Source organism: Klebsiella sp. GG_Kp175, assembly GCF_040062325.1.
GTDB lineage: Bacteria > Pseudomonadota > Gammaproteobacteria > Enterobacterales > Enterobacteriaceae > Klebsiella > Klebsiella quasipneumoniae.
In genome coordinates this window covers 240,586-267,146 of record NZ_JBEAFX010000011.1, presented here as the reverse complement: position 1 = coordinate 267,146, position 26,561 = coordinate 240,586, and the positions used below count along the sequence as shown (strand labels likewise).

Genomic DNA, 26,561 nt, shown 5'->3' with positions numbered 1-26,561 from the left:
TGGCCGCGCGATTCGCCAACCCGTGGTAAAGCGGCTAGAATGGCCTCCTGCCGGAGGTTATAAGAATGTTAAATAATGGATGTGTGCCGTCGGAATCTGGCCAGACTATGACGACGGCTGATTTTCGCTTTACCCGCGTGATGGCCGAGCAGGCGGCGCGTGCCCGTCTGACGCTGGACAACGATCAGCTGTCGCTCATCGCTCGCCTGGACGCCCTGGGCCAGCAGCTGTTGTCCGCGCCCGGCACGCCGCAGGGACTGTACGTCTGGGGACGCACCGGGCGAGGGAAAAGCTATATTCTCGATCACTTTTTTGCCAGCCTGCCGCTTGCCGCCCGGCGTCGGGTCCATTTTCATCACTTCTTCCGCGAACTGCACCAGCGGCTGAATGCCCCCGGCGCGCCCGGCCTGCAGACGGTGATGATGCAGATGACCTCCGGCTGCCGCCTGCTGTGTTTCGACGAATTTCATCTTCACGACCCCGGCGACGCCATGCTGATGAAGGCGCTGCTGGAACACCTTTTTCAACGGGGCATCGTGCTGCTGGCAACCTCTAACTACCCGCCGGAGATGCTGCTGCCTAATCCGCTGTATCACGATCGCTTTTTACCGTCGATCGCGCTGATCCGCGCCCACCTGGCGGTCGTCGCGCTTAACGGCGAGGAGGATTATCGCGAACGGCATCTGAGCCAGGATAACGCCTTCTGCAGCGGGCGGCTATGGGTTAACCCGGGCGAATCACAGCGTCAGCTGTACGAGCTGCCCTCGCTGCCTGCCGAACCGGTCCCGCTGGAGGTAGGCTACCGCACGCTGCAGGCGGCCGCGGCGTCACCCGCCTTGCTCCATTTCTCTTTTGCCCAGCTCTGCCAGGCCGCCACGGCGGTGATGGACTATCTGGCGCTCAGCGAACGTTATGCCGTCTGGTTACTGGACGAGGTGCCGCCGCTAGCCACGGTAGGGCCGGCGGCCCAGCAGCGCTTTATCAACGTGATTGATGTGTTGTATGAAAAGCAGATCCGCCTGCTGCTGGTGACCCGCTGCGACCTGGAGACGCTGGTGGCCGGGGTGGAACTGGAGGATATTCAGCGAACGCGGAGCCGCCTGCAACAGCTGCCGCGGGCGGTATAAAAAAAAGCCCCGGCGGGTGCCGGGGCGAGGGGATCACAGGTCGAAACGGTCGAGGTTCATCACCTTGGTCCAGGCGGCGACAAAGTCATGCACCAGCTTCTGCTGCCCGTCGGCGCAGGCGTACACTTCCGCCAGGGCGCGAAGGACCGAGTTGGAGCCGAACACCAGATCCACGCGGGTGGCGCTGTACTTCGCTTCGCCGGTTTTACGGTCGCTGCCGGTAAACAGCTCCGCCCGATCATCGGCCGGTTTCCAGACGGTGGCCATATCCAGCAGGTTGACGAAGAAGTCATTGCTGAGCACGCCGACGCGGTCGGTAAACACCCCGTGTTTGCTGCCGTCGTAGTTGGCGCCCAGCACGCGCAGTCCACCCACCAGAACCGTCATTTCCGGAGCGGTTAAGGTCAGCTGCTGCGCTTTATCGATCAGCAGCGTTTCCGTCGACACACCGCCCTCGATGCGACGGTAGTTGCGGAAGCCATCCGCCAGCGGCTGCAGCAGGTCAAACGACTCGACGTCGGTCTGCTCAGGCAGGGCGTCGACGCGGCCAGGGGTAAACGGCACGTTGACGCTGACGCCAGCCGCCGCCGCAGCCTGCTCAACGCCGACCACGCCAGCCAGCACGATGATATCGGCCAGCGACGCTTTGCCGGAAGCGCGCTGGATCGCCTGCAGGGTCGGCAGCACCCGGCTGGCGATAGCATTGACCGGCCAGTCCTTCTGCGGGGCCAGCGCCAGACGCGCGCCGTTGGCGCCGCCGCGCTTATCGCCGCCGCGGAAAGTGGAGGCGGAGGCCCAGGCTACCGATACCAGCTCACTCACCGACAGGCCGGCGCCGGCGATGGCGGTTTTCAGGCTGGCGATGTCTTCCGCGCTCGGCTGATGGGTGGCCGCCGGCAGCGGATCCTGCCAAATCAGATCTTCTTTTGGCACTTCCGGCCCGAGGTAACGGGATTTCGGCCCCATATCGCGGTGGGTCAGCTTGAACCACGCCCGGGCGAAGGCCTCGTTAAAAGCCTGCGGGTCGTTGAGGAAGCGACGGGAGATCTTCTCAAACTCCGGGTCGAAGCGCAGGGTTAGGTCGGTGACCAGCATGGTCGGTTTGCGCTTTTTCCCCGGGTTAAACGGATCCGGGATAATTTCCGGGGCGTCTTTGGCTTCGAACTGGATAGCGCCCGCCGGGCTGCGGGTCTGCACCCATTCGTATTTGAACAGGTTCTCGAAAAAGTAGTTGCTCCACTGGGTGGGCGTCTGCGTCCAGACCACTTCCAGACCGGAGGTAATGGCATCCGCGCCTGCGCCGCTGCCGTAGCTGGAGTGCCAGCCCAGGCCCTGTGCTTCCAGCGGCGCGGCTTCCGGCTCGGCGCCGACGTGGCTGGTTTCTGCGGCGCCATGGGTTTTACCCAGCGTGTGGCCGCCGGCGATCAGCGCGACTATTTCTTCATCGTCCATCGCCATATTGCCGAAGGTGGCGCGAATGGCCGCGGCGGCGGACAGCGGCTCGCCGCTGGCGTTCGGTCCTTCCGGGTTAACGTAAATCAGCCCCATTTCGGTGGCGCCGATGGCCTGTTTCGCCAGGCTTTCCGGGTGACGGTGGGCCAGCCACTCTTTCTCATCGCCCCAGTCAACGTCCAGATCCGGTTCCCAGACATCTTCACGACCGGCGCCAAAACCGAAGGTGCGGAAGCCGGCGTTTTCCAGCGCCACGTTACCCGCCAGCATGTAAAGGTCGGCCCAGGAGATTTTCTGGCCATATTTCTGTTTCACCGGCCACAGCAGACGGCGGGCCTTATCTAGGCTGACGTTGTCAGGCCAGGAGTTCAGCGGCGCAAAGCGCTGCTGCCCACGACCCGCGCCGCCGCGACCGTCAACGGTGCGGTAGGTGCCGGCGCCGTGCCAGGCCATACGAATAAACAGACCGATATAGCTGCCCCAGTCTGCTGGCCACCACTCTTGCGAATCGGTCAGCAGCGCTCTGAGGTCAGCCTTCAGCGCGGAGTAATCGAGCTTTTTAAACTCTTCCCTGTAGTTAAAATCCTCACCCAACGGGTTGGAACGACTGGAGTGCTGGTTCAGCAGATCGACACGCAGCTGGTTAGGCCACCAGTCGCGGTTGCCGGTGCCGCTGCCGGCGCTCTGCTTGGGCGTCTCGGCGTGGAAAGGGCACTTTCCGGCGGATGCGTTGTTGGATGGGTCGTTAGACGTGCTCATATCAGGCTCCGTTTGCTTTTGTGAATGCCGTTACGATATACACTGCTACCAATAAGCGATATTTGAATGAGTCTACGGATTTAATAGCTAATTCCGTTCAACGAAGGGCGAAACACCCTCTTATATGACCTGGCGGATCCAGGGGTAAAAAATACACCTCACCATTAACCATAGACGTAACGAGACGGCAAAGGAAACGATCTGCGTCAATCGGGCCGAAGGAATGCTAATTGTTTGAGATATGACAATTTTACTATGAGAAAAGGATGAGGGTTTTCCGCTGAGCGAGCGTAACGAATGCCCGGCGCAGGGGTTGTTGGCGGACACAGAATAAGCTAATACTTAGACACCATGTGACTGGCGCTAAAGACAGAATACTGTTGGGGAGCATGGTCGACGTCGCCGCGCGCCTGGGCATTACCGCTATCTGGAGATAAGTTATGCCTGAATTCGCTTCATTAATGGCCTTTGCCGCGGTGGCGCTGGGATTAGTGTTAACCCCCGGCCCCAATATGATGTATCTCACTTCGCGTTCGATTTGCCAGGGAAAACGCGCTGGCTTTATCTCCCTTGCCGGGGTTGCCGTGGGCTTTTTCTTCTATATGCTGTGTGCCGCTTTCGGCATTACCGCGTTGGTTTTCGCGGTCCCTTATGCCTACGATGCCTTGCGTTTATGCGGGGTCGCTTATTTGCTCTATCTGGCGTGGCAGGCGATAAAACCAGGAGGGAGGCCGATATTCGCGGTGCGTGAATTACCTGCGGACAGTGGGCGTAAGCTGTTTCTGATGGGATTTATCACCAGCCTGGCGAACCCCAAAGTTGCTATCCTCTATTTGTCCCTGCTGCCGCAGTTTATCACCCCCGGACTCGGTAGCGTGCTCAGCCAGTCGTTAATGTTAGGCTGTACTCAGGTATTAATCAGTGTGGCGGTGAACGGCCTGATTATCTTGCTGGCCGGGCAGGTGGCGTTATTTCTTAGCCGGCGGCCGGGCTGGCAACAATTTCAACGCTGGCTGATGGCGACGGTACTGGCCGGAATGGCGGTTAAGATCGCTTTTGAGGCCAGAAAATAACCGGGTTTGTCGGGAAAAGGGAGGCCAGCGATATCCGTCGCTGGCTAACCTCGCACCCTGACGCCTTTCTGCCACAGAGAAAGGCTCTCCAGGCTCTAACATGCTGAAACATTTCTGCCAGATCATTAGCAACCTTTCAGTAGGGCTAACGCCGCGATAAGGCTATGCTTCCCGGCCGTTACGCCGTTGGCTTTTCCCGTGATCCAGGTGATGTACCGCTAATGCCCCTTTTGAGAGATGAAATTCGCGACCACTCCGCGGAAGAGATGCTGTTTATCCGCCGGGCCGCAATCGCCTTTCTGCTGGTGGTGGTCTGCTTTGGCGTGCTGATTTTCAACCTCTACCATCTGCAGGTGGAGCAGCACGATTTCTACCAGACCCGCTCCAACCAAAACGATATTAAAATGCTGCCCATCGCCCCCAGCCGCGGGCTGATATTCGATCGCAACGGCATACCGCTGGTGCAGAATATTACCCTGTATCGCCTGCAGGTGATCCCGAGCAAAATTCCCGATATGGCCGCGCTGCTGCAAACCCTGACGCCGATTGTCGACCTGACGCCGGACGACATCGCCAGCTTCCGCGACGATATGCACCACAGCAGCCGCTATAAAGCGGTTACCCTCAAATCCGACCTCAGCGACGTGGAGGTGGCCCGCTTCGCGGTCAACGAATTCCGTTTCCCCGGGGTGACGGTGGAGAGCTATCAGCAGCGTGAATACCCCTACGGCGCAGAGCTGGCGCACGTGGTGGGCTATGTGTCGAAAATCAACGACAGCGACCTGCAGCGGCTGGCGAAAGATGGCGAAGAGGAGAACTATGCTGCCGACCACAATATCGGCAAGCAGGGGATCGAGGGTTATTACGAAAAAGCGCTCCACGGCACCACCGGCTACCAGGAGGTGGAAGTGGACAACCACGGCCGGGTGGTGCGTCTGTTGAAAGAAGTACCGCCGGTGGCCGGGAAAAACCTCTACCTGACCCTTGACCTGCACCTGCAGCAGTATATTGAGTCGGTGCTGAAGGGGCAGCGCGCGGCGGTGGTGGTGGTCGATCCCCGGGATGGCGGGGTGCTGGCGATGGTCTCCAGCCCCAGCTATGATCCTAACCCGTTCGTCAAAGGTATCGGCTATCAGGCCTATAAATCGCTGCTGGATAACCCGGACCGGCCGCTGATCAACCGCGTCACCCAGGGGCTGTATCCCCCGGCCTCGACGGTGAAGCCCTATATGGCGCTGTCGGCGCTCTCCGCCGGCGTGATCACGCCGAACACCACCTTCTTCGGGGCGCCGACGTGGACCCTGCCGGGCACGCAGCGTCGCTACCGCGACTGGCTGAAAACCGGCCACGGCATGCTCAACGTGACCAAAGCCATTGAAGAGTCGGCGGACACCTTTTTCTACCAGGTTGCCTTCGAGATGGGCATCGACCGGATCCATGAGTGGCTGAGCAAATTCGGCTACGGCCAGTCCACCGGCATCGATCTCAATGAGGAGTATAGCGGGGTGCTGCCCAGCCGGGAGTGGAAACAGCGAGTGCATAAAAAGCCCTGGTACCAGGGGGATACCATCTCCGTCGGTATCGGCCAGGGATACTGGATCGCCACCCCCATCCAGATGGTGAAAGCGCTCACCACGCTGCTGAACAACGGTAAGGTGCAGGACCCGCATCTGCTCTATTCGATGAAGCAGGGCAATCATGTGGAACGTTATCAGCAGCCGGCGAACCTGCCGCAGGTGGGCGATCCAAAATCCCCGTACTGGGGCATTGTGCGCAACGGTATGTATGGGATGGCGAATCTGCCCAACGGCACCGGCTACAAGCTGTTCCATACCGCGCCGTACCAGATTGCGGCGAAGTCCGGGACTTCGCAGGTGTTCAGTCTGAAGCAAAACCAGACCTATAACGCCAAAATGATCCCGGTGCGTCTGCGGGATCACATCTTCTATACCCTGTTTGCCCCTTATCAGCATCCGAAGGTGGCGATGGCGCTAATCCTGGAGAACGGCGGCGGGGATGGGGTGGTGGCCGGACCGACGGCGCGCGCCATTCTGGACCATATTTTTGTCCCGCAGCAGGCGCCGGCGGCCGCAGCCGACGTGCCGCAGCGGGAGAGCGCGGACGCCCAGTAAGCGGCTGGACTTATTCCGCAGGCGCATCGTTCATAGAAATTGGTTATTTGTCCCATCATCTTCCCGGCGGCATAGTATTTTAGGGAACATGACGAGCGAGGAGGAAGGGTGACACGTAACCGATTATTGCTGGTTCAGACCGGGACGCCGCCGGCAGCCATCCGTGAGGAGCATGGCGATCTGCCGCGCTGGTTCCGCACGCTGCTGGCGCCGTGGCAGGCGCAGCTCACCGCGGTACGGGTGTTTGAGGACGAGCCGCTGCCGGCGCCGGATCGCCAGACGGTGGCGGTGCTGACCGGCTCCTGGGCGATGGTGACCGACCGTCTGGCATGGAGCGAACGGACCGCCGACTGGATCCGTCAGGCGGTGGCTATCGGCATGCCGCTGTTCGGCGTTTGCTATGGCCATCAGCTGATGGCTCATGCCCTGGGCGGCGAGGTGGCGTATCATCCCGCCGGACGGGAAAGCGGCAGCCAGACCGTTTCGCTATCGCCGTGGGGTGTCGACGACCCGCTGCTGCGGGGCCTGCCGGCCGCTTTTCCCGCGCATCTGAGCCATTTGCAAACCGTGACCCGTCTGCCGGAGGTGGCCACGGTGCTGGCCGCATCCTCCCACGATCCCCACCAGATCGTGCGCTACGGGCCGCACGCGGTCTCCACGCAGTTTCACCCGGAATTCACCGCGCCGATTGCCCGCTCGCTGATCCGCTACCGGGAGGCGGTGCTGCAGGCGGAGGGCATCGACGCGAAACGATTACACGATGAAGTGCAGGAGAGCCCGCAGGCCGCGGCGATCCTCTCGCGCTTCGTCAGTGCCTATCTGCCCCCTGATGCCCCCGGCCATTAATCCCCGGCAGTGAACAGTACCCGCCAGCGGCGACGACGGCGGGACATCTCGTAGGCCAGGTCGTCGACCTCTTCAACGCGCAGCGCGTCAGCCGCCTGCGGCGTCAGCTCCGCTAAACCATACTTCTGACGCAGGACGGCCAGCGCTTGCGCCTCGGGCGGCGTCCGGGTGCGAACCTGTGCGGCCAGGCGCTGCTGTAGCGGCCTGAAGGTCGCTTCATCAAGCGGCGGCAGCTGGCGCAAAAAGGTGTTGCAACAGCGCAGCAGCGCCACGGCGCGGCGATCCGGGGACTGGAGCGCCATCAGCAGCCCGTCGCGATCGGCGACGCGCTGATAGCGGCAGCTCACCACATAGCCGATCTGCTGCTCCACCCGCAGGCGCTGGAAAAAGAGTGGCTCACAGCGCTGCGCCAGCACCCGCAGGGCCGCCAGCGAGGCGCCTTCCGGCAGCGGAATAAAGACCAGCAGCGCTGTATCGCCCCCGGGGAAAGTCAGCCGTTCGACGCCGCGGCGGCAGGGGACGGGGAGGTTGCCCGGCGGGTTAACCCGGGCGCTAAGCAGGCTCAGCTGGCGCGCGATCCACTGCGCATCCTCTGCGCTGCCGCCGGTCAGGGCCGCCAGCCAACCTTCCTGAAGCTCTGATGCGCCCAACCGATCGGGGAGCAAAGCCATGAGATGACGGATAGCAATACTCTCCGGCGGCGGGGCCAGCGGGGCGACCGGGAGTGCGAGCTGCCGCACAATGGCCTGCAGAATCGCCGCCGGCCGTTGGCCGGACGCTGGCCACTGCAGGAGCAACTGCCAGCTGCCGTCGACGCGATGCCACTCGCCGCGGCCCCCGGCGTGGCGGAGCGCGGAGAGCAGCGGGCGCAGCTGTTCCCCGCGCGCCAGCCCTTCGGCCAGATCGGACGAGCAGTAGAAGGGCGGTCGGAGCAGGAGCCTCGGCGGCTCGCCCGGTGACGGGAGGTGGAGCAGCGGCGCAGCTTTCTCCGGGTTTTCCGCGGCGAGGCCGCCAGCGGCTTGCGGATAAAAAGCGAATTCCAGCGCCGGGTCAGAGACCGGGCGGCGCCACCACCGGCTAAGCGGCAGGCTAAAGCCCTGGGTGGCAACAGGCTCCCCTGGGGAAATGGTCTGGCAGGCCAGGCTGACCGTGGGGGCGGCCTGCAGGGCGGCGCAAAAATCGGCGAACCCGACGGGCGGCCCGCCGGGGGCAAAGCCGAATGCCCGCTGGCGCAGCTGATCGAGGGGCGACAGCGTTTGAAAACGGCGCCAGGACAGCTGATAGTAGTGTTGCTGCTGGTCTGGCGTCGTCTGCCGTAGCACCTGCAGCCAGTGGGTTATCTGCTGGTCGACCTGTTCCGGCCGGTCGCTGGCGAAGACCAGCGCCAGCCAGCCGACGTGCCGATCCTGATACAGCCAGCTCAGCGCCACCTCTTGCGCCTGGCCACGCTGGCGCAGCCCGGCCATCAGGCTGCCAGGGGCTTCATCAAGCAAAAACTCGCGCAATAACGTGACGTTGTCACTTAAGGCGATCAGCGGGCAGCGCCACAGCGCGGGCTGGCTGGAGACCGCCAGCTGCAGTGCAGTGGACTCGCCCAGGCGCAGCGGCGGCGCCGGCGGTGGAGCCTCGCCTGCGGCAAGCCCGACGGCGAAACGGGCCGCCAGCTCGCCGAGCGCCTCCAGCGACTGCGGCCCTTGCAGCCAGAGCTGCATCCGCCGGGCGACGTAATGGGTGCGGTGAAAATCACGTAACGCCGCCTGCAGTGCAGGGAGATCGCCCGCCAGCGCGTCGGCATTGCCTACCTGAAAGCGGCGAAAGGCCGCGGGCGCGCTGGCGGCGTGGCGCACGGCGGCTTCCCGGCGCGACGGCTCATGCTGCTGGATCAGGCGGTACTCGGCGTCAATCACCGCCACTTCACGCTGAATATCTTCCCTGAGCAGCCGCGGCGCCTGCAGCATCTCCTGTAGACGCGCGACACCGTCAGCCAGACCATCGGCGGCGACCTCGAAAAAGAACGCGCTGTGGCGGGCCAGGGTGGTGGCATTCACGCTTCCGCCCTGGCGCTGCACCCAGCCCATCAGCCGGTCATCATCCCGGTAGCGCTCACCGCCGTAAAACAGCAGATGCTCCAGCAGGTGCGCCAGACCGGGAAAGCGCGATGGTTCGTGGTGGCTGCCGGCGGCGACCCGCGCCAGGGCCGCGGCGCGATCGGCATGCGGCTGATGGACCAGGGTGGCCTGCAGGCCGCCCGGCAACGTGACGGTGCGTGTCGCCAGCGTCATTACAGGTCCCGGGTTTTGTAGATCAGCTGCGAGCGGGTACGGTTGCGGAACTGCAGCTGGCTGACTTTTATGTCGCTGCAGGCCGCTTCGCGCCGGGCGTCGAGGATTTTGTGATGATGCGGCGATTTGCTGCACACCGGGTCGGCGTTATCGGCGCTGCCGGTCAGCATAAAGGCCTGGCAGCGGCAGCCGCCGAAGTCTTTCTCTTTTTCATCACAGGAGCGGCACGGCTCCGGCATCCAGTCATACCCGCGGTAGCGATTGAAGCCGAACGAGTCATACCAGATCGACTCCAGGCTCTGCTCCAGCACCGACGGAAACGCCACCGGCAGCTGACGCGCGCTGTGGCACGGCAGGGCGGTGCCTTCCGGGGTAATGCTGAGGAAAATCGATCCCCAGCCGCCCATGCAGCCTTTCGGCCGCTCTTCGTAATAGTCCGGGGTGACAAACAGCAGGTTGGTGAGATTGCCGCTGGCGGCCATTTTCTGCCGGTAGTCGGCGACCACCTGCTCGGCGCGGGCGATCTGTTCCCGGGTCGGCAGCAGCCCCTCGCGATTGAGGAACGCCCAACCGTAGAACTGGCAGGTGGCCAGCTCAACGTCATCCGCTTCCAGCTCAATGCACAGCGCGATAATTTTATCCAGCTGATCGATGTTGTGCCGGTGAAGAACGAAGTTGAGCACCATCGGGTAGTCGCGCGCTTTTACCGCCCTGGCCATCGCCAGCTTCTGCTGGAAGGCTTTTTTGTTACCGGCCAGCGCAGCGTTGAGCACCTCATCGCTGGCCTGGAAGCTAATCTGGATATGGTCCAGCCCGGCCTCGCTGAAGGCGTCAAGTTTGCTCTCCGTCAGCCCTATGCCGGAGGTGATCAGGTTGGTATAGAATCCGAGGTCGCGCGCGGCGCGGATCAGCTCTGGCAGATCTTTACGGGTCAGCGGCTCGCCGCCGGAAAAGCCCAGCTGTACGCTGCCCATCGCCCGCGCCTGGCGAAAGACCTCGATCCATTGTTCGGTGGTCAGCTCCTTGTCCTGTTGGGCGAAGTCCAGCGGATTCGAACAGTAGGGGCACTGCAGCGGGCAGCGGTAGGTTAGCTCCGCCAGCAGCCACAGCGGCGGATTGACGGCGGGTTTACTCTGGCTCACGGCAGGTGATCCACTTCTGTTGACAGGCTATCTGCAGGAACTCGATGACGTCGTCATCGACGCCACCGGCTTCCGGGAAGCGTTCGTTGAGCACGGCGATAATTGCCGCGACGTCGCGCCGGCCATCGACCAGCTCGAGGATCGCCGCGGCGGTCTCATTGAGTTTAGCCATTCCCTCCGGATAGAGGATCACATGGCTCTCCTGGGCAGCTTCCCACTGCAGACGGTAGCCGCGACGAAAGGCGACGATGGAGGTTTTTTGCATGGTTACACCAGTCGGGTCGTGTGCCAGGCCGCCTTGTCGGTGACCGTATGATAGGGCGGGCGCTGCAGGGCATAGGCCATGGTCATGGCGTCAAGCATCGACCATAAAATGTCGAGCTTAAACTGCAGGATCTCCAGCATCCGGTTCTGTTTTTCAGCGCTGTCGCAGTAGGCCTTCGCCAGCGCCAGGCCATGCTCCACGTCGCGGTTGGCCTGGCTCAGACGGCTGCGGAAGTAAAAATAGCCTTCCTCTTTGATCCACGGGTAGTGCTGCGGCCAGCTGTCGAGGCGCGACTGATGGATCTGCGGGGCGAACAGCTCGGTCAGAGAGCTGCAGGCCGCCTCCTGCCAGCAGGCGCGACGGGCGAAGTTAAGATAGGCATCCACCGCGAAGCGCACGCCGGGCAAGACGTGGCGCTCGCTGAGCAGATCGTCGCGGCTCAGACCGACCGCTTCTCCCAGCCGCAGCCAGGCTTCAATCCCGCCGTCCTCGCCATGGCTGCCATCGTGGTCGAGGATCCGCTGCACCCATTTGCGCCGGGTCTGCGCGTCCGGGCAGTTGGCCATGATCGCCGCGTCTTTCAGCGGAATGGTGGTCTGGTAGTAAAACCGGTTCGCCACCCAGCCCTGAATTTGCTCGCGGGTCGCGTCGCCGTTATGCATGGCAATGTGGTAAGGGTGGTGAATATGGTAGAAGGCGCCTTTGGCCCGCAGGGCCTCTTCAAAGGCCTGCGGCGACAGCGTGTCGGTGATCAGCATGCGGTTTCCTGAAGGGTGATAGCCATCCCGTCCCAGCTCACTTCAATCCCCTGTTGCGTCAGCGCCTGGCGCTGGGGAGACCGCTCGTTAAGGATCGGGTTGGTGTTATTGATATGAATAAGAATTTTACGTTTTGCCGACAGGGAGGCCAGCAGGGCCATCATCCCGTGCTCATCACCGAGCGCCAGGTGGCCCATATCGCGGCCGGTATTGCGCCCAACGCCGGCGGCCTGCAGTTCGTCATCCTGCCAGACGGTGCCATCGATCAGCAGACAATCCGCTTTTTGCAGCCATGGCAGAATGGTCTTATCCGGTTCACCGAGCCCCGGTGCGTAGAACAGCGTCTGCCCGTTGCGGCGGTTTTCGATAAACAGCGCCACGTTATGGCCCGGCAGCGGCCGGTCGCGATACGGTGAATAGGGCGGCGCGTTGCTGGCGATAGGCACCGCGGTAAACTGCAAATCAGGACAGGCGTCAACGGTAAAAGGCTCCTGCGGCGCGATGGGGTGATGCACCAGGCCGCCGTTCCAGTGTCGAAGCATGGTAAACACCGGGAAACCGGTGGAGAGATCCTCATGGACCTCCGGGGTGCACCACACCTGGTGCGGGCAGCCTTCGCGCAGGCTCAGTAACCCGGTGGTGTGGTCGATCTGGCTGTCGGTGAGAATAATGCCGCCGATATGCGTTCCGCGCAGCACGCCGGCTTTATTTAACTCGGGCGTGTGGGCGATCTGCTGACTGATATCCGGCGAGGCGTTGCACAGCACCCACTCCTGACCGTTATCGCTGACGATGATCGACGACTGGGTGCGGGCGCTGGCTTGGATCGTGCCGTCGCGCAGACCCTGGCAGTTGGCGCAGTTGCAGTTCCATTGCGGGAAACCGCCGCCGGCGGCGGAACCGAGGACTTTAATGAACATGAAGACGGACCGGGTAATGTAAAAAGATGCCCGCGCGAACGGCGGGCGGGGCGATTAGCGGTTAGAAATGTACAGCGTCACTTCCAGACCGAGACGTAAATCGATAAAAGCAGGTTTCTTCCACATGTTTTGTTCCTCTTAAAAATGACCACAGGCCTCACGGATAATGCAGGATCTGTGACGGCCGCCGCATATTGCGCTTCACCGGGTGAGAGATCAACCCGGAATCTGTAAGGATTTAACTTTATGTTTACAATATAACCTATTGTTGCCAAACATGTTTTAATACCCGCAGCCAGTTACGCCACAGCAGCTTATCCAGCACCAATTGATCATAGCCGCTGTCACGCAAGGCATTGATTAGCAGCGGTAAGCCGGCCACATCCCCCAGCGCGTCCGGCAGGGTGACGCCGTCAAAATCCGAACCGAGGGCCACATGATCCTCACCCATTATGTTAATAAGATAGTCGATATGCCGGACGATGGTGGCGATGGGCGTGTCGCTATCGCGCCGTCCGTCGGCGCGCAGGAAGGCGTTGCCGAAATTGACGCCCACTACGCCGCCGCTGTCGCGGATCGCCCGCAGTTGCCGATCGGTCAGGTTGCGCGGCTGCGGGCACAGGGCGTGGGCATTGGAGTGGGTGGCCACCAGCGGGGCGGTGGAATGGTGGGCGGTATCCCAAAAAGCCTGTTCATTCATGTGCGAAACATCGATCTGCATCTTCAGGGCGTTGGCCTGGGCGATGAGCGCGATGCCCTCGCCGGTAAGACCCGGCCCGCTGTCCGGGCTGCCGGGAAAGGCGCCGGTGACCCCGCAGCCGAAGCGATTAGCGATATTCCAGAACGGACCGATGCTGCGCACCCCGGCGCGATAAAAGTCCTGCAGATCGTCGCCTTGCGCGTCGAACCCGCCGGCGCCTTCGATGTGCGCCACCATCGCCAGCGCCTTATCCTGACGACAGCGTTCGATATCCGCCGCGCTCAGGCACAGCCGGGCGCGGCTGGCGTCATGGGCGCAAATCGCCTTGAGAATAGCCAGCTGCTGCCAGAGGATCGTTAAGGGATCCCACGCCTGGCTGGCGTACTGCGGCGCCATACGGGCGATGTACTCCTGCGGCGGCACAAAGAGGGCGAACAGGCCGCCGGCCAGACCGCCCTGGAGAATACGCGGATAATCGAGGTGGCCGTTCTCTATCCCGGCAAAGAAGGCGGTCACCGGATCCTCGCGATGGTGAAGCCAGAGATTCAGCAGCAGGTCATTGTGACCATCAAAAATCGCCATAGCGGGCTCCTGGGTTATCAGGTGGTAAAAATGGCTGACACGGTAGCGGATTTATGCCCGGGGGCAAGCAGAAATTCACAAGCCCGCAACAATTGCCAACGTGAACTGTGTATCACACTGTATCCCGCGGCGGGTCCCTGACATTAAGAGATAAAAATGGCCCCGGTCGGGCACATGGCGGATACAAATTTCCGCTTAACTGGTCACGTACTCTCTTGACGAAGATAAAAGGTGAGAAAGCGATGAACAGATTATCCCTGATCCGGTATACCAGCGCCGCGGCGCTGGGGTTATCCACCCTGTGGTCCGCCGCCGTTTGCGCCGCTGAAGACGCGGGGGCGTTCGACAACATCCACCAGATCCACGCTGGCGATCTGAATATTGGCTACGTGGATATCGGTCCGCGGGACGGCCAGCCGGTGATTCTGCTGCACGGCTGGCCCTACGATATTCAGAGCTATGCCCAGGTGGCGCCGGCTTTAGCGCAGAAGGGTTACCGGGTGATTGTGCCGTATCTGCGCGGCTACGGCGCCACCCGTTTCCTGTCGGCGAAAACGCCGCGTAATGGTCAGCCGTCGGCGATGGCGGCCGATATTGTCCATTTGATGGACGCCCTGAACATCAGGCAGGCAGATCTGGCCGGCTTTGACTGGGGGGCGCGCACGGCGGATATCGTCGCCGCGCTGTGGCCGCAGCGGGTGAAATCCCTGGTCTCGGTGAGCGGGTATCTGATCAGCAGTCAGCAGATTGGCGAAAAACCGCTGCCGCCGCAGGCGGAGCTGTCGTGGTGGTATCAGTTCTATTTTGCCACCCCGCGCGGCGAAGCCGGTTACCGGCAGAACACCCACGACTTTGCGAAATTTATCTGGCATCAGGCGTCTCCGCAGTGGCCATTCAGCGACGCGACCTTTGCCAAAACCGCCCGGGCGCTGGATAACCCGGACCACGTGGCGATCACCATCAGCAACTACCGCTGGCGCCTGGGGCTGGAGAAGGGGGAAGCGAAGTATGCCGGCTATGAACAACGGCTGGCGGCGCTGCCGCCGATAACCGTGCCCACCATCACTCTGGAAGGGGCGAATAACGGCGCGCCGCATCCGGCTCCGGCCAGCTACCGGGCCAAATTTACCGGTAAATATGAGCACCGGGATCTGCCGGGGGCGGTGGGCCATAACCCGCCGCAGGAGGATCCGACGGCGTTTGTGCAGGCGGTGGTGGACGCCGATCGGTTGTAACCCGCGACTTGCCGGCGGCGCGACGTTGCGCTTCCGGCAACACGGCTTATGCTTGTGAAGAGTTTATTTTGCCGCAGGAGCAGCCTTTGGAGCGTATTGACCACATCCTGGTCGTCGATGACGACCGCGACATCCGGGAACTGATTGTCGACTATCTGGAAAAATCGGGATACCGCGCCAGCGGCGCGGCGAACGGCAAAGCCATGTGGTCGGTGCTCAAAAACCATCAAATCGACCTGATTGTGCTGGATATCATGATGCCGGGCGAGGATGGCTTAACGCTCTGTCGCCAGCTGCGCGCTAACCCGCAGCAGGATATTCCGGTGCTGATGCTCACCGCCCGCACCGACGACAGCGACCGGATCCTCGGCCTCGAGATGGGGGCGGACGACTATCTGGTGAAGCCCTTTGTGGCCCGCGAACTGCTGGCGCGCATCAAGGCCATTTTACGCCGCACCCGGGCGCTGCCGCCCAACCTGCAGATCACCGAGGCGGGCAGGCTGATCGCCTTTGGCGACTGGCTGCTCGATACCGCCGCCCGCCATCTGCTGGACGACAGCGGGGCGATTGTCGCCCTCAGCGGGGCGGAGTATCGACTGCTGCGGGTGTTTCTCGACCATCCCCAGCGGGTGCTGAACCGCGATCAGCTGCTCAATCTGACCCAGGGACGCGACGCCGAACTGTTCGAACGGTCAATCGACCTGCTGGTGAGCCGACTGCGTCAGCGCCTGCGGGAGGATGCCCGGGAGCCGGCCTATATTAAGACGGTGCGTAGCGAAGGCTATGTGCTGTCGGTCCCGGTCTCCATCCGCGAGAGGCATGAATGAGGTTCTGGCCCGTCTCGCTGCAGTCGAGGCTGATGGCGCTGCTGTTTCTGGCGCTGCTGCTGGCGAACACCTTAACCCTGTCGCTGCTGTTTTATGAGCGAATGAGCAGCGCCCGCAGTGTGATGCTGGGCAATCTGGCGTCTGATGTCGCCACCAGCGTGGCGATCCTCGACCGTCTGCCGCCCGCTGAACGCCCGCAATGGCTGCCGAAGCTGGCGCGCGGCAACTACCGCTATCAGCTGGACGCCGGCGAACGCGGCGACTACCCGGACAGCTGGCGCGCCCGGGACGCGGCGCGCTCCCTGCAGGAGGCGCTGAGCGCGCAATATCCGGTGAGTATTGTGGCGATCCCCGGTCCGCGTCAGCATATCCAGGCCCATATTACCCTCCACGATGGCGCCCCCTTGACCCTCGACCTGTGGCCGAAGCTACCGCCCATCGCCCGCTGGCTGCCGGTGGTGCTGATCGCTCAGTTTGTCCTCCTGCTGGCCTGCGCCTGGTATGCGGTTCGCCAGGTACTGCTGCCCATCACCCGTTTTACCCATGCGGTGAATGCGCTTGAGCCGGCCAGCGACACGGCGGGAACCATGGCCGAGCAGGGGCCGGAGGAGGTGCGCCGTGCCGCCCGCGCGTTTAACGCGATGCAGACCCGCATCCACGATCATCTGCAGGAGCGGGCGCGGATCCTCGCCGCCATCTCCCATGATCTGCAAACGCCGATCACCCGGATGAAGCTGCGGGTGGAGATGGCCGACCAGCCGGAACTGCGCGACAAACTGCTGCAGGATCTCGACAATATGACCCGCCTGGTGCGCGAAGGTATCGCCTTCGCCCGCACCTCACAGCCGCTGGCGGAGGCGCGCCAGCGGCTGAACCTTGACGCCTTTCTCGACAGTATCGCCTGCGATTATGCCGACGTTGGCCGGCCGGTGCGGTTTTGCCCCGAGGAGAGCGCCGGGGTGGTGTGGATCCCACCGCAGGCCCTGCGCCGGGTGATGACTAACCTTATCGATAACGGGCTGAAATTCGGCGCCACGGTAACGGTAACCCTGACCCGCGACGCCGCCGGGGATATCACTATCCATGTGCTGGATGAGGGGCCGGGGATCCCTGAGGCGTCGCTGCAGGCGGTGCTGCAGCCCTTTTTTCGCCTGGAGGACTCGCGCAATCGCGATACCGGCGGCACCGGTCTGGGACTGGCGATCGCCGCGCAGCTGGTCAGCCAGATGAACGGCACGCTGCGCCTGTCCAACCGCCCGCAGGGCGGCCTGGACGCCAGCGTGCGTCTCGCCGGGCAGGGATTGTATCCTGCTGTATCTCCGGCGCAGTTGGAAAACTAAGCCGACAATTCTCCCGCTTTCCTGACACATCCGCCCTACATCTCCTTGCTGTAATGTCGTGGCTGCCACTCCCGGCAGCGACGACACAATGAGGAGAAGGCGATGTCGATATTAATTGCGTTTTTCGGCGGGATGTTAACCCTGCTGAGCCCCTGTACGCTGCCGGTGATCCCGCTGCTGTTCGCCAGCGTCCGGGGCCGCCGGGGGCAGCTGGCGATCATGCTGGCGGGAATGGCGCTGATGTTCGGCGTTGTCTCGTGGCTGGTGACGGTCGCCAGCGGCTGGGTGGTCAATCTGACTCTGGTTGGACGCAGCCTGGCGCTGGCGTTCTTCGCCCTTGTCGGGCTGAGTCTGCTTTCGCAGCGCATCGCACAGCGGCTGACTTCACCGCTGGTGGCGCTGGGGAATCAGCTTAACGACGCCAGCTCACGCCAGCGCGGCTGGATCGGTTCGTTGCTGGCCGGGCTGGCGGTGGGGCTGCTGTGGGCGCCGTGCGCCGGGCCGGTACTGGGGGCGATACTGAGCCTGGGCTTTGTGCATCCGGGCCAGGCGACCACCGGTGGGTTGCTGCTGGCCTACGGCAGCGGCGGGGCGCTGATGTTATTCCTGCTCGGGTGGTGCGGCGCGGCGTTGATTGCCCGTCTGCGTTTCGGGCTGGCGTTCGGCGAACGGCTGCGCCGGCTGGCGGGGGTGGCGATGCTGGCCTCGGTGGCGCTGATCGCCAGCGGCGGCGACCGCTATTTGCAAAGCGCGGGAGGGTGGAGTCAGGCGCTGGAGCAGCGGCTGGCCGCCCGTCTGCCGCAGCCGACGCAGAAAACGGTTCTGCAACCGATCGCTATGCCCGAGCCCAGCAGCGCCATGCCTTCGCTGGTGGGGGGCAGCGCATGGCTCAATAGCCCGGCGTTAACCCCGGAGCGTCTGAAGGGCAAAGTGGTGCTGGTGGATTTCTGGACCCGGGAGTGCATCAACTGCCAGCATACCCTGCCTTACGTGCGCGACTGGGCGAACAAATACCGCGCGGCCGGGCTGGTGGTGATTGGCGTGCATACTCCTGAATATCCCTGGGAGCGTTCGCTGCCGCTGCTTCGCCAGGCGGTGAAGGAGTGGCGGATAACCTACCCGGTGGTGGCGGATAATGAGTACAGCATCTGGAACGCCTTTGGCAATCAATACTGGCCGGCGCATTACATTTTTGACGCTCGCGGGCAGCTTCGCTATACCGCCTTCGGCGAAGGGGATTATGCCCGCCAGGAGCAGGTGATCCAGCAGCTGTTGCAGGAGAGCAAAGCCTGACCCGCGGCGCAGGCCTCTGGCGGATGGATCCCTCCAGGCCTTATACCTGATGCCGGGCGGCGCTGCGCTTGCCCGGCCTACGGGAGCGCGTAGGAAGAATGTAGGCCCGGTAAGGCGCAGCTGCCACCGGGCACTGAAACGGGAACGGCGCAGAATACCCCTTGCCGGTGACTGCCGAACGGTTCCTTCTCCCTTCGGGAGAGGGTTAGGGGAGTTATCGTGACACTGTCACCTTTCAACCCACCCCTGTAGGGCCTCGGTCATCAGTTCGCCGAGCAGCGCGACCGCGGCGGAATGGGGTTCCTGACGCGGGGTTTGTTGCAGACTGACGACCAGACTGCCAGGGGATGGCAGCAGTCCGCCGGCGGGGCGCAGATTGCCGGGCATGCCGATGCGGGTGCGAACCGTCAGCCCCAGGCCGGCCTGCACCGCCGCCCAGATGCCGCTCAGGCTGCCGCTGACGAACACCACCTGCCAGGGGATCCCAGCGGCATCGAGACAGGCAATGGCGCGGGAACGCATCAGGCACGGGCTGTCGAACATCACCAGCGGCAGCGGCTCGCCGGACGCCAGCAGCGCGCGAACGTCAAAGTCAGGATGCGCAATCCACGCCAGCGGACAGCGGCCCAGCCCCGGACCCTGATCTTCGGTTTGCCACAGCAGCGCCAGATCCAGCGTCTCCTCCGCCAGCGCCTGGCGCAGCGGGCCATTGCGATCCACCCTCGCGACTATCCGTACCTGCGGATGGTGGCGGGTAAACTGCCCAAGGATCCCCGGCATCAGCGATTCGCCAAAATCTTCCTGCATGCCAAGGTGAATTTCGCCGGTGAGCCGCTCGCCCTGCAGCGCGCGCAGGGTTTCATCATTGAGCGCCAGCAGCCGCCTGGCGTAGCTCATTAACTTTTCGCCTTCCGCGGTCAGCGCCAGGTGCCGCCCCTGCTTTACCACCAGCGCGGCGCCGCACTGGCCCTCCAGCTTTTTAAGCTGGGCGCTGACGGCGGAGGTGGAGCGCGCCAGACGCTGCGCCGCCAGGGCGAAGCTGCCGCACTCCATGCCGGTCACAAAGCTGCGCAGGGCGTCGAGATCGAGGCCGGGTAAGCGTTTCTCCATTATCATCCTTATTACCGGGACGTTAGGTTCTGGCGATTGCCATTATCGGGACCATACTGTGGCATCGCGGCGGGCAGGCGTCAACGAACCTACGGCGAGAAGCGTAGAAGCGCGTCGGTAGCGCAGGCAGGCATAAAAAAGCCGATAAGAGAACTTATCGGCTTAGTACTGGCTGGGCTGGCCGTTGAGCGGGGCGACAGACGCCGCCTCGCTCAGGCAGATTATTGCGCCAGCAGCTCCTGAGCGGTGCGCTCCACCAGGCTCAGCAGGACCTTCACATCATCCAGCGTCACCACCGGGTTCAGCAGGGTCAGCTTCAGGCAGGTAACGCCGTTGTGCTCGGTCACGCCGACGTTAGCGCGGCCGGAAGCCAGCAGGGCGTCGCCGACGCGCTGGTTGAGCAGGGCGATTGCCGCCGCGTCGCTCTGCGCCATCTGCGCCGGACGGGAACGGAACAGCACGCTCGCCAGCTGCGGCTGCATCACCAGCTCGAGCGTCGGCTGAGACTTCACGTACTCCGCGACGTTTTTCGCCATGGTGACGCCGTGATCGATGATCGCCGCATACTGCTTCTGGCCCAGCGCTTCGAGGCCCATCCACAGCTTCAGCGCATCGAAGCGACGGGTGGTCTGCAGCGACTTAGACACCAGGTTCGGCACGCCGTGTTCTTCATCGAACTCGGAGTTGAGATAGGCCGCCTGATAACGCATCAGCTCGTAATGGCGGGCATCCTTCAGCAGGAACGCGCCGCAGCTGATGGTCTGGAAAAACTGCTTGTGGAAGTCCAGGGTAACGGAATCCACCAGCTCCAGACCGTCAAGATAGTCGCGATACTGCTCAGACAGCAGCAGCGCGCCGCCCCATGCTGCGTCAACGTGCAGCCAGATCTGATGCTCCGCGGCGATACCGGCGATGTCGCGCAGCGGGTCGATAGCCCCCGCGTCGGTGGTGCCGGCGGTGGCGACGATCGCCATGATCTGCTCGCCGTTAGCCTGCGCTTGCGCAATCTTCGCCTGCAGATCGGCCACGTCCATCCGCGCGAATTCGTCGGTTTTCACCAGCGTGACCGAGCGGTAGCCGAGCCCCATCAGCGCCATGTTCTTCTGCACCGAGAAGTGGGCGTTTTCGGAGCACAGTACTTTGTACTTGCGGATATCCCCCGGCAGCCCATCCTGCTGGATGGAGTGTCCCTGGCGGGCAAAGAAGGCGTCGCGCGCCAACATCAGCCCCATCAGGTTGCTCTGGGTGCCGCCGCTGGTGAAGACGCCGGCATCGCCTGCCGGATAGCCGACCCGGGCGCGCAGCCACTCGATCAGCTTCATCTCAATGATGGTCGCCGACGGGCTCTGGTCCCAGGAGTCCATGCTCTGGTTGGTGGCGTTGATCAACACTTCCGCCGCCTGGCTAATCACCAGGCTCGGGCAGTGCAGGTGCGCCACGCACTGCGGGTGATGCACCGACAGACTGTCTTTCAGGAAGTACTCGATTGCACGGTCAATCGCCGCCTGGTTACCCAAACCCTGTTCGTTAAACTCAAGGGAGATACGCTCACGCAGTTCGTCAACGCTTTTCCCCTGATACATCTCAGGTTGTTTCAGCCACTGCACAACGGCCTGACTGGTCTGCTCGATAACCTGCTGATAGGCCTCAACGCTCTGCGCCGAACCAGCAAGAATCGGATTCAATGTGGACATGGTGGTCACTTACTCCACTCAGACCGGTTTTACGCCGGCGGCCAGCAGGGCCTGTTCAAATTTGTCGAGGAACACATCCAGTTCCGCGTTGCTGATCAGCAGGGACGGCAGCAGGCGCAGCACGCAGCCGTGACGGCCACCGCGCTCCAGAATCAGGCCCGCTTCAAAGCATTTCTTCTGCAGCAGGGCAGAGAGTTCACCGTCAGCCGGGTAGCAACCCATGTGATCCTGCGCTTCGTTCGGCTTGACGATTTCGATACCGATCATCAGACCGAGACCGCGAACGTGGCCGATTACCGGGTAGCGTTTCTGCAGCTCCGCCAGTTTGCCTTTCAGCCACTCGCCCTGGGCGGCGACTTTGTCGGCAATCTTATTGTCGCGCAGATGACGCAGGGTGGTCAGGCCGGTAGCCATCGCCAGCTGGTTGCCGCGGAAGGTGCCGGTGTGGTGACCCGGTTCCCAGGCGTCGAACTGCTTTTTAATGCCCAGCACCGCCAGCGGCAGACCGCCGCCAACCGCTTTCGACATCACGATGATGTCCGGCTGAATACCGGCGTGTTCGAAGGCGAAGAATTTACCGGTACGGGCAAAGCCAGCCTGCACTTCATCGACGATCAGCAGAATGCCGTGCTCTTCGGTCACTTTGCGGATGCGCTGCAGCCACTCGACCGGCGCCGGGTTCACGCCGCCTTCGCCCTGAACGGCTTCGAGGATAACCGCCGCCGGTTTACGGACGCCGCTCTCCACGTCGTTGATCAGGTTTTCGAAGTAGTAGGTTAGCGCTTTGACGCCGGCTTCGCCGCCGATGCCCAGCGGGCAGCGGTACAGGTGCGGGTAAGGCATAAACTGTACTTCCGGCATCATGCCGTTGACCGCCGCTTTCGGCGACAGGTTGCCGGTGACCGACAGCGCGCCGTGGGTCATCCCGTGATAGCCGCCGGAGAAGCTGATCACCGCGGAACGGCCGGTGTATTTTTTCGCCAGCTTCAGCGCCGCTTCCACGGCGTCAGCGCCGGAAGGACCGGTGAACTGCAGGCAATACTCTTTCCCTTCGCCCGGCAGGCAAGAGAGCAGGTATTCGGAGAAACGATCTTTTAACGGGGTAGTCAGATCGAGAGTATGTAACGGCAAGCCGCTGGTAATGACACTTTGGATGCTCTGCAATACATCAGGGTGGTTGTGGCCCAGAGCGAGAGTACCGGCGCCGGCGAGGCAGTCCAGGTACTGTTTGTTATCCGCATCCGTCAGCCACACGCCTTCAGCTTTAGTGATAGCCAGCGGTAACTTACGCGGGTAACTCCTGACATTCGATTCAAATTCGGCCTGACGGGCCAAAAAGGTTTCGTTGTTTGCGTCTAATAAATCAGCACGTAAAGTATCAATACGGACTTTATCCGTCATCATATCACTCCCACAACCAGCATTGCGGTTGAACGCTGGTTGAATAATTGGTGTAAGGAATTGAATTGGCATTCATAAAGCGCGCACAATATATGGCTTTTTAAATCCGCATTCAACGTTTTATTGATTGCGTTATTTTGACGCTATTCTTACCGGGGTAAAAATTAACATAACCTGCTGAATTATAATAAAACAACCCAAGGTAACGATAACCCTTTAAAGTGTAATTATTAGTGAGAAAGTCTCTATATTTTTATTGCCGCTGCGTTAAAGCGCTGACGGAAAGCCTTCCGTCAGCGATAGCAAGAGTCAATGCAGCTCAACCGCATAATTTGTTAAAGGTGTAACTTTTTTCACCAACTTATTGTTATATAAAAACTGTTCGTAAGTGTCATAGCGCGCTTTATCCAGCGCCGCCGGATCGGTGGCGAACAGCGGCACGGTTTGCAGCCACGCCTGATGGTTAAGCTCGGTCTTCAGCTCCGGGTGCGCGGCGGCGAACGCCTCCCAGCTCTCCTGTGGATGGGCGCGCAGATAGCTGACCCCGGCCTGCAGGGCGGTGAGGAATTTACGGATTTTCGCCTCATGAATCGCGTCGCGGTGGGCGACAATCACCAGCTCGTCATAGGCCGGTACGCCATAATCCTCAACGTTCATCACCACTGGAGCTTTGCCCTGCAGCTTCAGCTCCTGCGCTTCTATATTACGATAGCCGCCGATGACCGCGTCCACCTGGCCTGCCAGCAGAGCGCTGGTCAGCTGAAAATTGACGTTGACCAGCTTGATACTGGCCGGATCGATCCCCGAATGCTGCGCCATGGTCGCCAGGGTGGCCTGCTCAATGCCGCTGACCGAGTAACCCACCTTCCTGCCTTGCAGATCCGCCGGGGTTTTGATCTGCTTATCGAGGGCGATCACCGTATTCAGCGGCGAGTTGATCAGGGTGCCCACGCGCACCAGCGGTAATCCTTCGTCAGCGAAGAAGTGCACCTGCGGCTGATATGTGATGGCCAGGTCTGCCTGACGGGCGGCCACCATACGGGGCGGCAGCGCCGGATCCGACGGAGGGACAATCTTGACGTCCAGACCCTGGGCCTTAAAGGCGCCGATCTGCTCGGCCACCATAATCGGCGCATGGTCGGGGTTAATATACCAGTCCAGCACCAGGGTGAGCGGTTCATTGGCCAGCGCGTGACCGCTGAGCAGCGCCGTCAGGGTTGCCCCGGCGAAAAGCGACGTTTTCATCTGTTTTCCTTTATTACTTCATGATTATTCCGGCGACCAGTCGATCAGCCGGTGCAGCAGGGTGTCTACCGCCAGCCACAGGAAGAGGGTCAGCAGCACTAAAATAAACAGCGCGGCGAAGCAGATATCGGTTTGCAGCCGCGCGTTGGCATTGAGCATGACGTAGCCCAGTCCCTCGGCGGAGCCGACCCATTCGCCGATAATGGCGCCGATGGGGGCCACCGCCGCCGCCATGCGCAGGCCCGAGCCCAGCGCCGGCAGGGCGGCCATCAGGCGGACATGCCGTAGCTGAGCGCCAAAGGAGGCGTTCATGCTGCGCGCCAGATCGAGATAGTCGTGGTTGACCCGTCGCAAGCCGTCAAAGAAGGCGGAAGTGACGGGAAAGAAAATCACCAGCACCGCCATCGCCACTTTGGCGCTCATGCCAAACCCCAGCCACAGCACCAGCAGCGGGGCGAGGGCAAAGACCGGGATCGCCTGGCTGGAGAGCACCAGCGGCATCAGCCAGCGCTGCAGGCGCGGGGAGAGGATCATGCCCAGCGCCAGCGTGACGCCGAGCGCCACCCCCAGCGCCAGGCCGCTGAGGATCTCGCTGAGGGTAATCAGCGTGTGCCAGCCGAGATAGGCGCGATTGACCCACAGCGCCTCGGCGACCGCTGCCGGGGAGGGTAAAAGAAAGCGCGGAATGCCGCTGCGGCTGGCCAGCTCCCAGAGAAGCACCAGTCCGCAGAACACCATGCCGCCGCGCCAGAGACGTCCGCTCATGAGTGGGCCCTCATCAACTGCTGCAGCAGCGCCGCCTGGGCGTTCAACAGCTCGGGCGCGTCCGGCGCGCGCGGCGGCGCGCCGGTGAGGTGATGGCTGTCGTCGATCTCCCCGTCGGCGGCCGAGAGGACCAGCAGACGGTGGCTCAGCCGGCAGGCTTCCAGCGGATCGTGGGTGATCAGCACCACCGTCCGCCCCGCCAGCAGGGTGGCCGCGAGGGTCTGAATGCGCGTGCGGGTGAGGGTGTCCAGCGCCGAGAAAGGCTCATCCATTAGCACGATGGGCCGGTCCTCATACAGGGTGCGGGCCAGCGCGGCGCGCTGACGCATCCCGCCGGAGAGCGTCGCCGGCCGGGCGTCGGCGCAGGAGGCGAGCTCCACCTGTTCCAGCAGGGTGGCGACCCGGGCGTGATCCACTTTCTCACCGCGCAGCCGCGCGCCGAGGGCGACGTTCTCCCGAACGCTCAGCCAGGGGTAAAGCAGATCTTTCTGCCCCATCCACGCCAGGCGGCCGGGTATCGGCTTGCCGTCGCTGGCGACCACTTCCCCGCAGGTGGCGGGGGCCAGGCCGGCCATGACCCGCAGCAGGCTGGTTTTTCCGGCCCCGCTGGCGCCGAGCAGCGACACCCACTGGCCGCCGGGGACCGTCAGCGACAGATTGTCGAACAGGCGGCGGTCGCCGAAATGGAGGCTCAGATTGCGGACCTCGATACCTGGCGCCGTCACGCCCGGGACTCCACCGCGGCGTTGAGCCCCATCTGCCAGAACTGCGCCTCAAGGCGGGTGGCGGTGGTGAAGATGTCGCTCAGTTCAGTGATACGGGTCTCGCTTCCACGCTGTTGCCACACGGTCTCCAGCAGCGCCAGCGCGGCGCTGACGCCCTGCAGATAGCCTTCATCGCCGTAGTTGCGGATCCACGAGGCGTAAGGATTGTCGTCCAGTCGGGTGGTGGGGTGATGCAGCAGGCCCAGACCGATTTCGGCGTAACCCGCTACGCAGGGCATCAGAGCGACCAGCAGATCCAGCGCGTCGCCTGCATGGCCGATATCCAGCACGTAGCGGGTATAGTTGATGGTTTCCGGCGCTTCAGGCTGGGCGGCCATCTCCGGTTCGCTAATGCCCCACTGGGCGCAGTAGCCGACGTGCAGCGGCACTTCGTTAAGAATGGCGTTCATGGAGGCGGCCGCGGCGCGCATCTCCGGCAGCGTGCGCAGTTTACTCACCAGCAGCGCGTAGCTGCGGGCGAAATGGATCAGAAACAGATAATCCTGGGTGAGATAGCGACGAAATGCGCTTTCAGCAAGGGTGCCTTCGGCGAGCTGCCGGACGAAAGGGTGCGCCACATAGTGCTGCCAGTCAGCGGCGGCCAGCTGGCGTAAACGGCCATAAAGACCTTGGCTAAACGCGGGAACAATCACAGGACCTCCAGTTGTGCAGGGGAGATCCGGGCGTGCAGGGGTGTGAACAGGCAATGGCGGTAATGCTGGCAAAATTGCCGACCCGTCCCTTCGCTGGCATGACCCAGATCAGGTTCAAAGGGTTCGGCTTGCGCCATCTCAGCCCTCACGGGACACCCCTCGGTAGCGCTATGTTATACGACATTCACCTTATGAA

Annotated in this window: 23 protein-coding genes and 2 riboswitches; of the genes, 8 read left to right on the top strand and 15 right to left on the bottom strand. The window is 62.4% G+C overall.

Annotated elements, in window-relative coordinates:
• Positions 1-65: 65 nt before the first annotated feature.
• Positions 66-1,127, top strand: coding sequence for a cell division protein ZapE (zapE, locus tag ABLU73_RS17035; RefSeq protein WP_032456111.1), 1,062 nt, complete (start codon positions 66-68; stop codon positions 1,125-1,127).
• A 33-nt stretch (positions 1,128-1,160) separates the two neighbouring features.
• Here the strand turns inward: zapE and katG are convergent, their stop codons facing one another.
• A complete protein-coding gene (gene katG / locus ABLU73_RS17030; RefSeq protein WP_004202604.1) occupies positions 1,161-3,338 on the bottom strand; it encodes a catalase/peroxidase HPI in 2,178 nt (725 codons plus the stop codon).
• A 343-nt stretch (positions 3,339-3,681) separates the two neighbouring features.
• A riboswitch (ZMP/ZTP riboswitch) is annotated at positions 3,682-3,761 on the top strand.
• 17 nt (positions 3,762-3,778) lie between these two features.
• Here katG and ABLU73_RS17025 point away from each other — a divergent pair.
• The 3 genes from ABLU73_RS17025 to ABLU73_RS17015 all read left to right on the top strand — a co-directional run bounded on the left by ABLU73_RS17025 (position 3,779) and on the right by ABLU73_RS17015 (position 7,389).
• Positions 3,779-4,411, top strand: coding sequence for a LysE family translocator (locus tag ABLU73_RS17025; protein WP_004202603.1), 633 nt, complete (start codon positions 3,779-3,781; stop codon positions 4,409-4,411).
• A gap of 221 nt (positions 4,412-4,632) precedes the next feature.
• Positions 4,633-6,543, top strand: a complete 1,911-nt coding sequence (mrdA, locus tag ABLU73_RS17020) for a penicillin-binding protein 2 (protein ID WP_017900544.1) — start codon at positions 4,633-4,635, stop codon at positions 6,541-6,543.
• A gap of 108 nt (positions 6,544-6,651) precedes the next feature.
• Positions 6,652-7,389: a glutamine amidotransferase gene (locus ABLU73_RS17015; RefSeq protein WP_048324318.1), complete on the top strand. Its 738-nt coding sequence runs from the start codon at positions 6,652-6,654 to the stop codon at positions 7,387-7,389.
• Here the strand turns inward: ABLU73_RS17015 and pqqF are convergent.
• The 7 genes from pqqF to ABLU73_RS16980 all read right to left on the bottom strand — a co-directional run bounded on the left by pqqF (position 7,386) and on the right by ABLU73_RS16980 (position 14,038).
• Entirely contained in the window at positions 7,386-9,671 is a 2,286-nt protein-coding gene (gene pqqF, locus ABLU73_RS17010) for a pyrroloquinoline quinone biosynthesis protein PqqF (RefSeq protein ID WP_264923997.1), read from the bottom strand. The two genes, ABLU73_RS17015 and pqqF, sit on opposite strands and share 4 nt — an antisense overlap.
• Entirely contained in the window at positions 9,671-10,813 is a 1,143-nt protein-coding gene (pqqE, locus tag ABLU73_RS17005) for a pyrroloquinoline quinone biosynthesis protein PqqE (RefSeq protein WP_264923998.1), read from the bottom strand. The genes pqqF and pqqE overlap by 1 nt, the downstream gene beginning before the upstream one ends.
• The gene (pqqD, locus tag ABLU73_RS17000) at positions 10,800-11,078 is read right to left on the bottom strand and encodes a pyrroloquinoline quinone biosynthesis peptide chaperone PqqD (RefSeq protein WP_004202592.1); all 279 of its coding nucleotides are present in this window, start codon (positions 11,076-11,078) and stop codon (positions 10,800-10,802) included. Before pqqD ends, pqqE begins: the two co-directional genes overlap by 14 nt.
• Positions 11,079-11,080: 2 nt before the next feature.
• The gene (gene pqqC / locus ABLU73_RS16995; RefSeq protein WP_004143685.1) at positions 11,081-11,836 is read right to left on the bottom strand and encodes a pyrroloquinoline-quinone synthase PqqC; all 756 of its coding nucleotides are present in this window, start codon (positions 11,834-11,836) and stop codon (positions 11,081-11,083) included.
• A complete protein-coding gene (gene pqqB, locus ABLU73_RS16990) occupies positions 11,830-12,756 on the bottom strand; it encodes a pyrroloquinoline quinone biosynthesis protein PqqB (RefSeq protein ID WP_200982771.1) in 927 nt (308 codons plus the stop codon). Before pqqB ends, pqqC begins: the two co-directional genes overlap by 7 nt.
• Positions 12,757-12,810: 54 nt before the next feature.
• Positions 12,811-12,882, bottom strand: coding sequence for a pyrroloquinoline quinone precursor peptide PqqA (pqqA, locus tag ABLU73_RS16985; RefSeq protein ID WP_002905689.1), 72 nt, complete (start codon positions 12,880-12,882; stop codon positions 12,811-12,813).
• A gap of 136 nt (positions 12,883-13,018) precedes the next feature.
• Positions 13,019-14,038, bottom strand: coding sequence for a dipeptidase (locus ABLU73_RS16980; RefSeq protein ID WP_064187191.1), 1,020 nt, complete (start codon positions 14,036-14,038; stop codon positions 13,019-13,021).
• Between the two features lie 242 nt (positions 14,039-14,280).
• On the opposite strand from ABLU73_RS16980, the gene ABLU73_RS16975 reads away from it, so the two are divergent.
• The 4 genes from ABLU73_RS16975 (at position 14,281) to ABLU73_RS16960 (ending at position 18,733) form a co-directional block, all read left to right on the top strand.
• Positions 14,281-15,273, top strand: a complete 993-nt coding sequence (locus ABLU73_RS16975) for an alpha/beta hydrolase (protein ID WP_062914077.1) — start codon at positions 14,281-14,283, stop codon at positions 15,271-15,273.
• Between the two features lie 86 nt (positions 15,274-15,359).
• A complete protein-coding gene (locus ABLU73_RS16970) occupies positions 15,360-16,100 on the top strand; it encodes a response regulator (RefSeq protein WP_017900551.1) in 741 nt (246 codons plus the stop codon).
• Entirely contained in the window at positions 16,097-17,440 is a 1,344-nt protein-coding gene (locus ABLU73_RS16965) for an ATP-binding protein (protein WP_348850311.1), read from the top strand. The genes ABLU73_RS16970 and ABLU73_RS16965 overlap by 4 nt, the downstream gene beginning before the upstream one ends.
• Before the next feature lie 102 nt (positions 17,441-17,542).
• Positions 17,543-18,733, top strand: coding sequence for a cytochrome c biogenesis protein/redoxin (locus ABLU73_RS16960; RefSeq protein WP_087771401.1), 1,191 nt, complete (start codon positions 17,543-17,545; stop codon positions 18,731-18,733).
• A 228-nt stretch (positions 18,734-18,961) separates the two neighbouring features.
• Here ABLU73_RS16960 and ABLU73_RS16955 read toward each other — a convergent pair whose 3' ends face one another.
• The 7 genes from ABLU73_RS16955 to ABLU73_RS16925 all read right to left on the bottom strand — a co-directional run bounded on the left by ABLU73_RS16955 (position 18,962) and on the right by ABLU73_RS16925 (position 26,365).
• The gene (locus ABLU73_RS16955; protein ID WP_264924096.1) at positions 18,962-19,855 is read right to left on the bottom strand and encodes a LysR substrate-binding domain-containing protein; all 894 of its coding nucleotides are present in this window, start codon (positions 19,853-19,855) and stop codon (positions 18,962-18,964) included.
• 209 nt (positions 19,856-20,064) lie between these two features.
• A complete protein-coding gene (locus tag ABLU73_RS16950) occupies positions 20,065-21,546 on the bottom strand; it encodes an aspartate aminotransferase family protein (RefSeq protein WP_025999270.1) in 1,482 nt (493 codons plus the stop codon).
• 9 nt (positions 21,547-21,555) lie between these two features.
• Entirely contained in the window at positions 21,556-22,941 is a 1,386-nt protein-coding gene (locus ABLU73_RS16945; RefSeq protein WP_004202575.1) for a diaminobutyrate--2-oxoglutarate transaminase, read from the bottom strand.
• 306 nt (positions 22,942-23,247) lie between these two features.
• Entirely contained in the window at positions 23,248-24,183 is a 936-nt protein-coding gene (locus tag ABLU73_RS16940) for an ABC transporter substrate-binding protein (protein ID WP_004202574.1), read from the bottom strand.
• A gap of 24 nt (positions 24,184-24,207) precedes the next feature.
• Positions 24,208-24,948 carry an ABC transporter permease gene (locus tag ABLU73_RS16935; protein ID WP_154041053.1) on the bottom strand — a complete coding sequence of 247 codons (741 nt, stop codon included), beginning with the start codon at positions 24,946-24,948 and terminating at the stop codon, positions 24,208-24,210.
• Entirely contained in the window at positions 24,945-25,673 is a 729-nt protein-coding gene (locus ABLU73_RS16930) for an ABC transporter ATP-binding protein (protein ID WP_043519611.1), read from the bottom strand. Before ABLU73_RS16930 ends, ABLU73_RS16935 begins: the two co-directional genes overlap by 4 nt.
• Entirely contained in the window at positions 25,670-26,365 is a 696-nt protein-coding gene (locus tag ABLU73_RS16925) for a TenA family protein (RefSeq protein ID WP_043519610.1), read from the bottom strand. Before ABLU73_RS16925 ends, ABLU73_RS16930 begins: the two co-directional genes overlap by 4 nt.
• A 68-nt stretch (positions 26,366-26,433) precedes the next feature.
• A riboswitch (TPP riboswitch) is annotated at positions 26,434-26,535 on the bottom strand.
• Positions 26,536-26,561 lie beyond the last annotated feature (26 nt).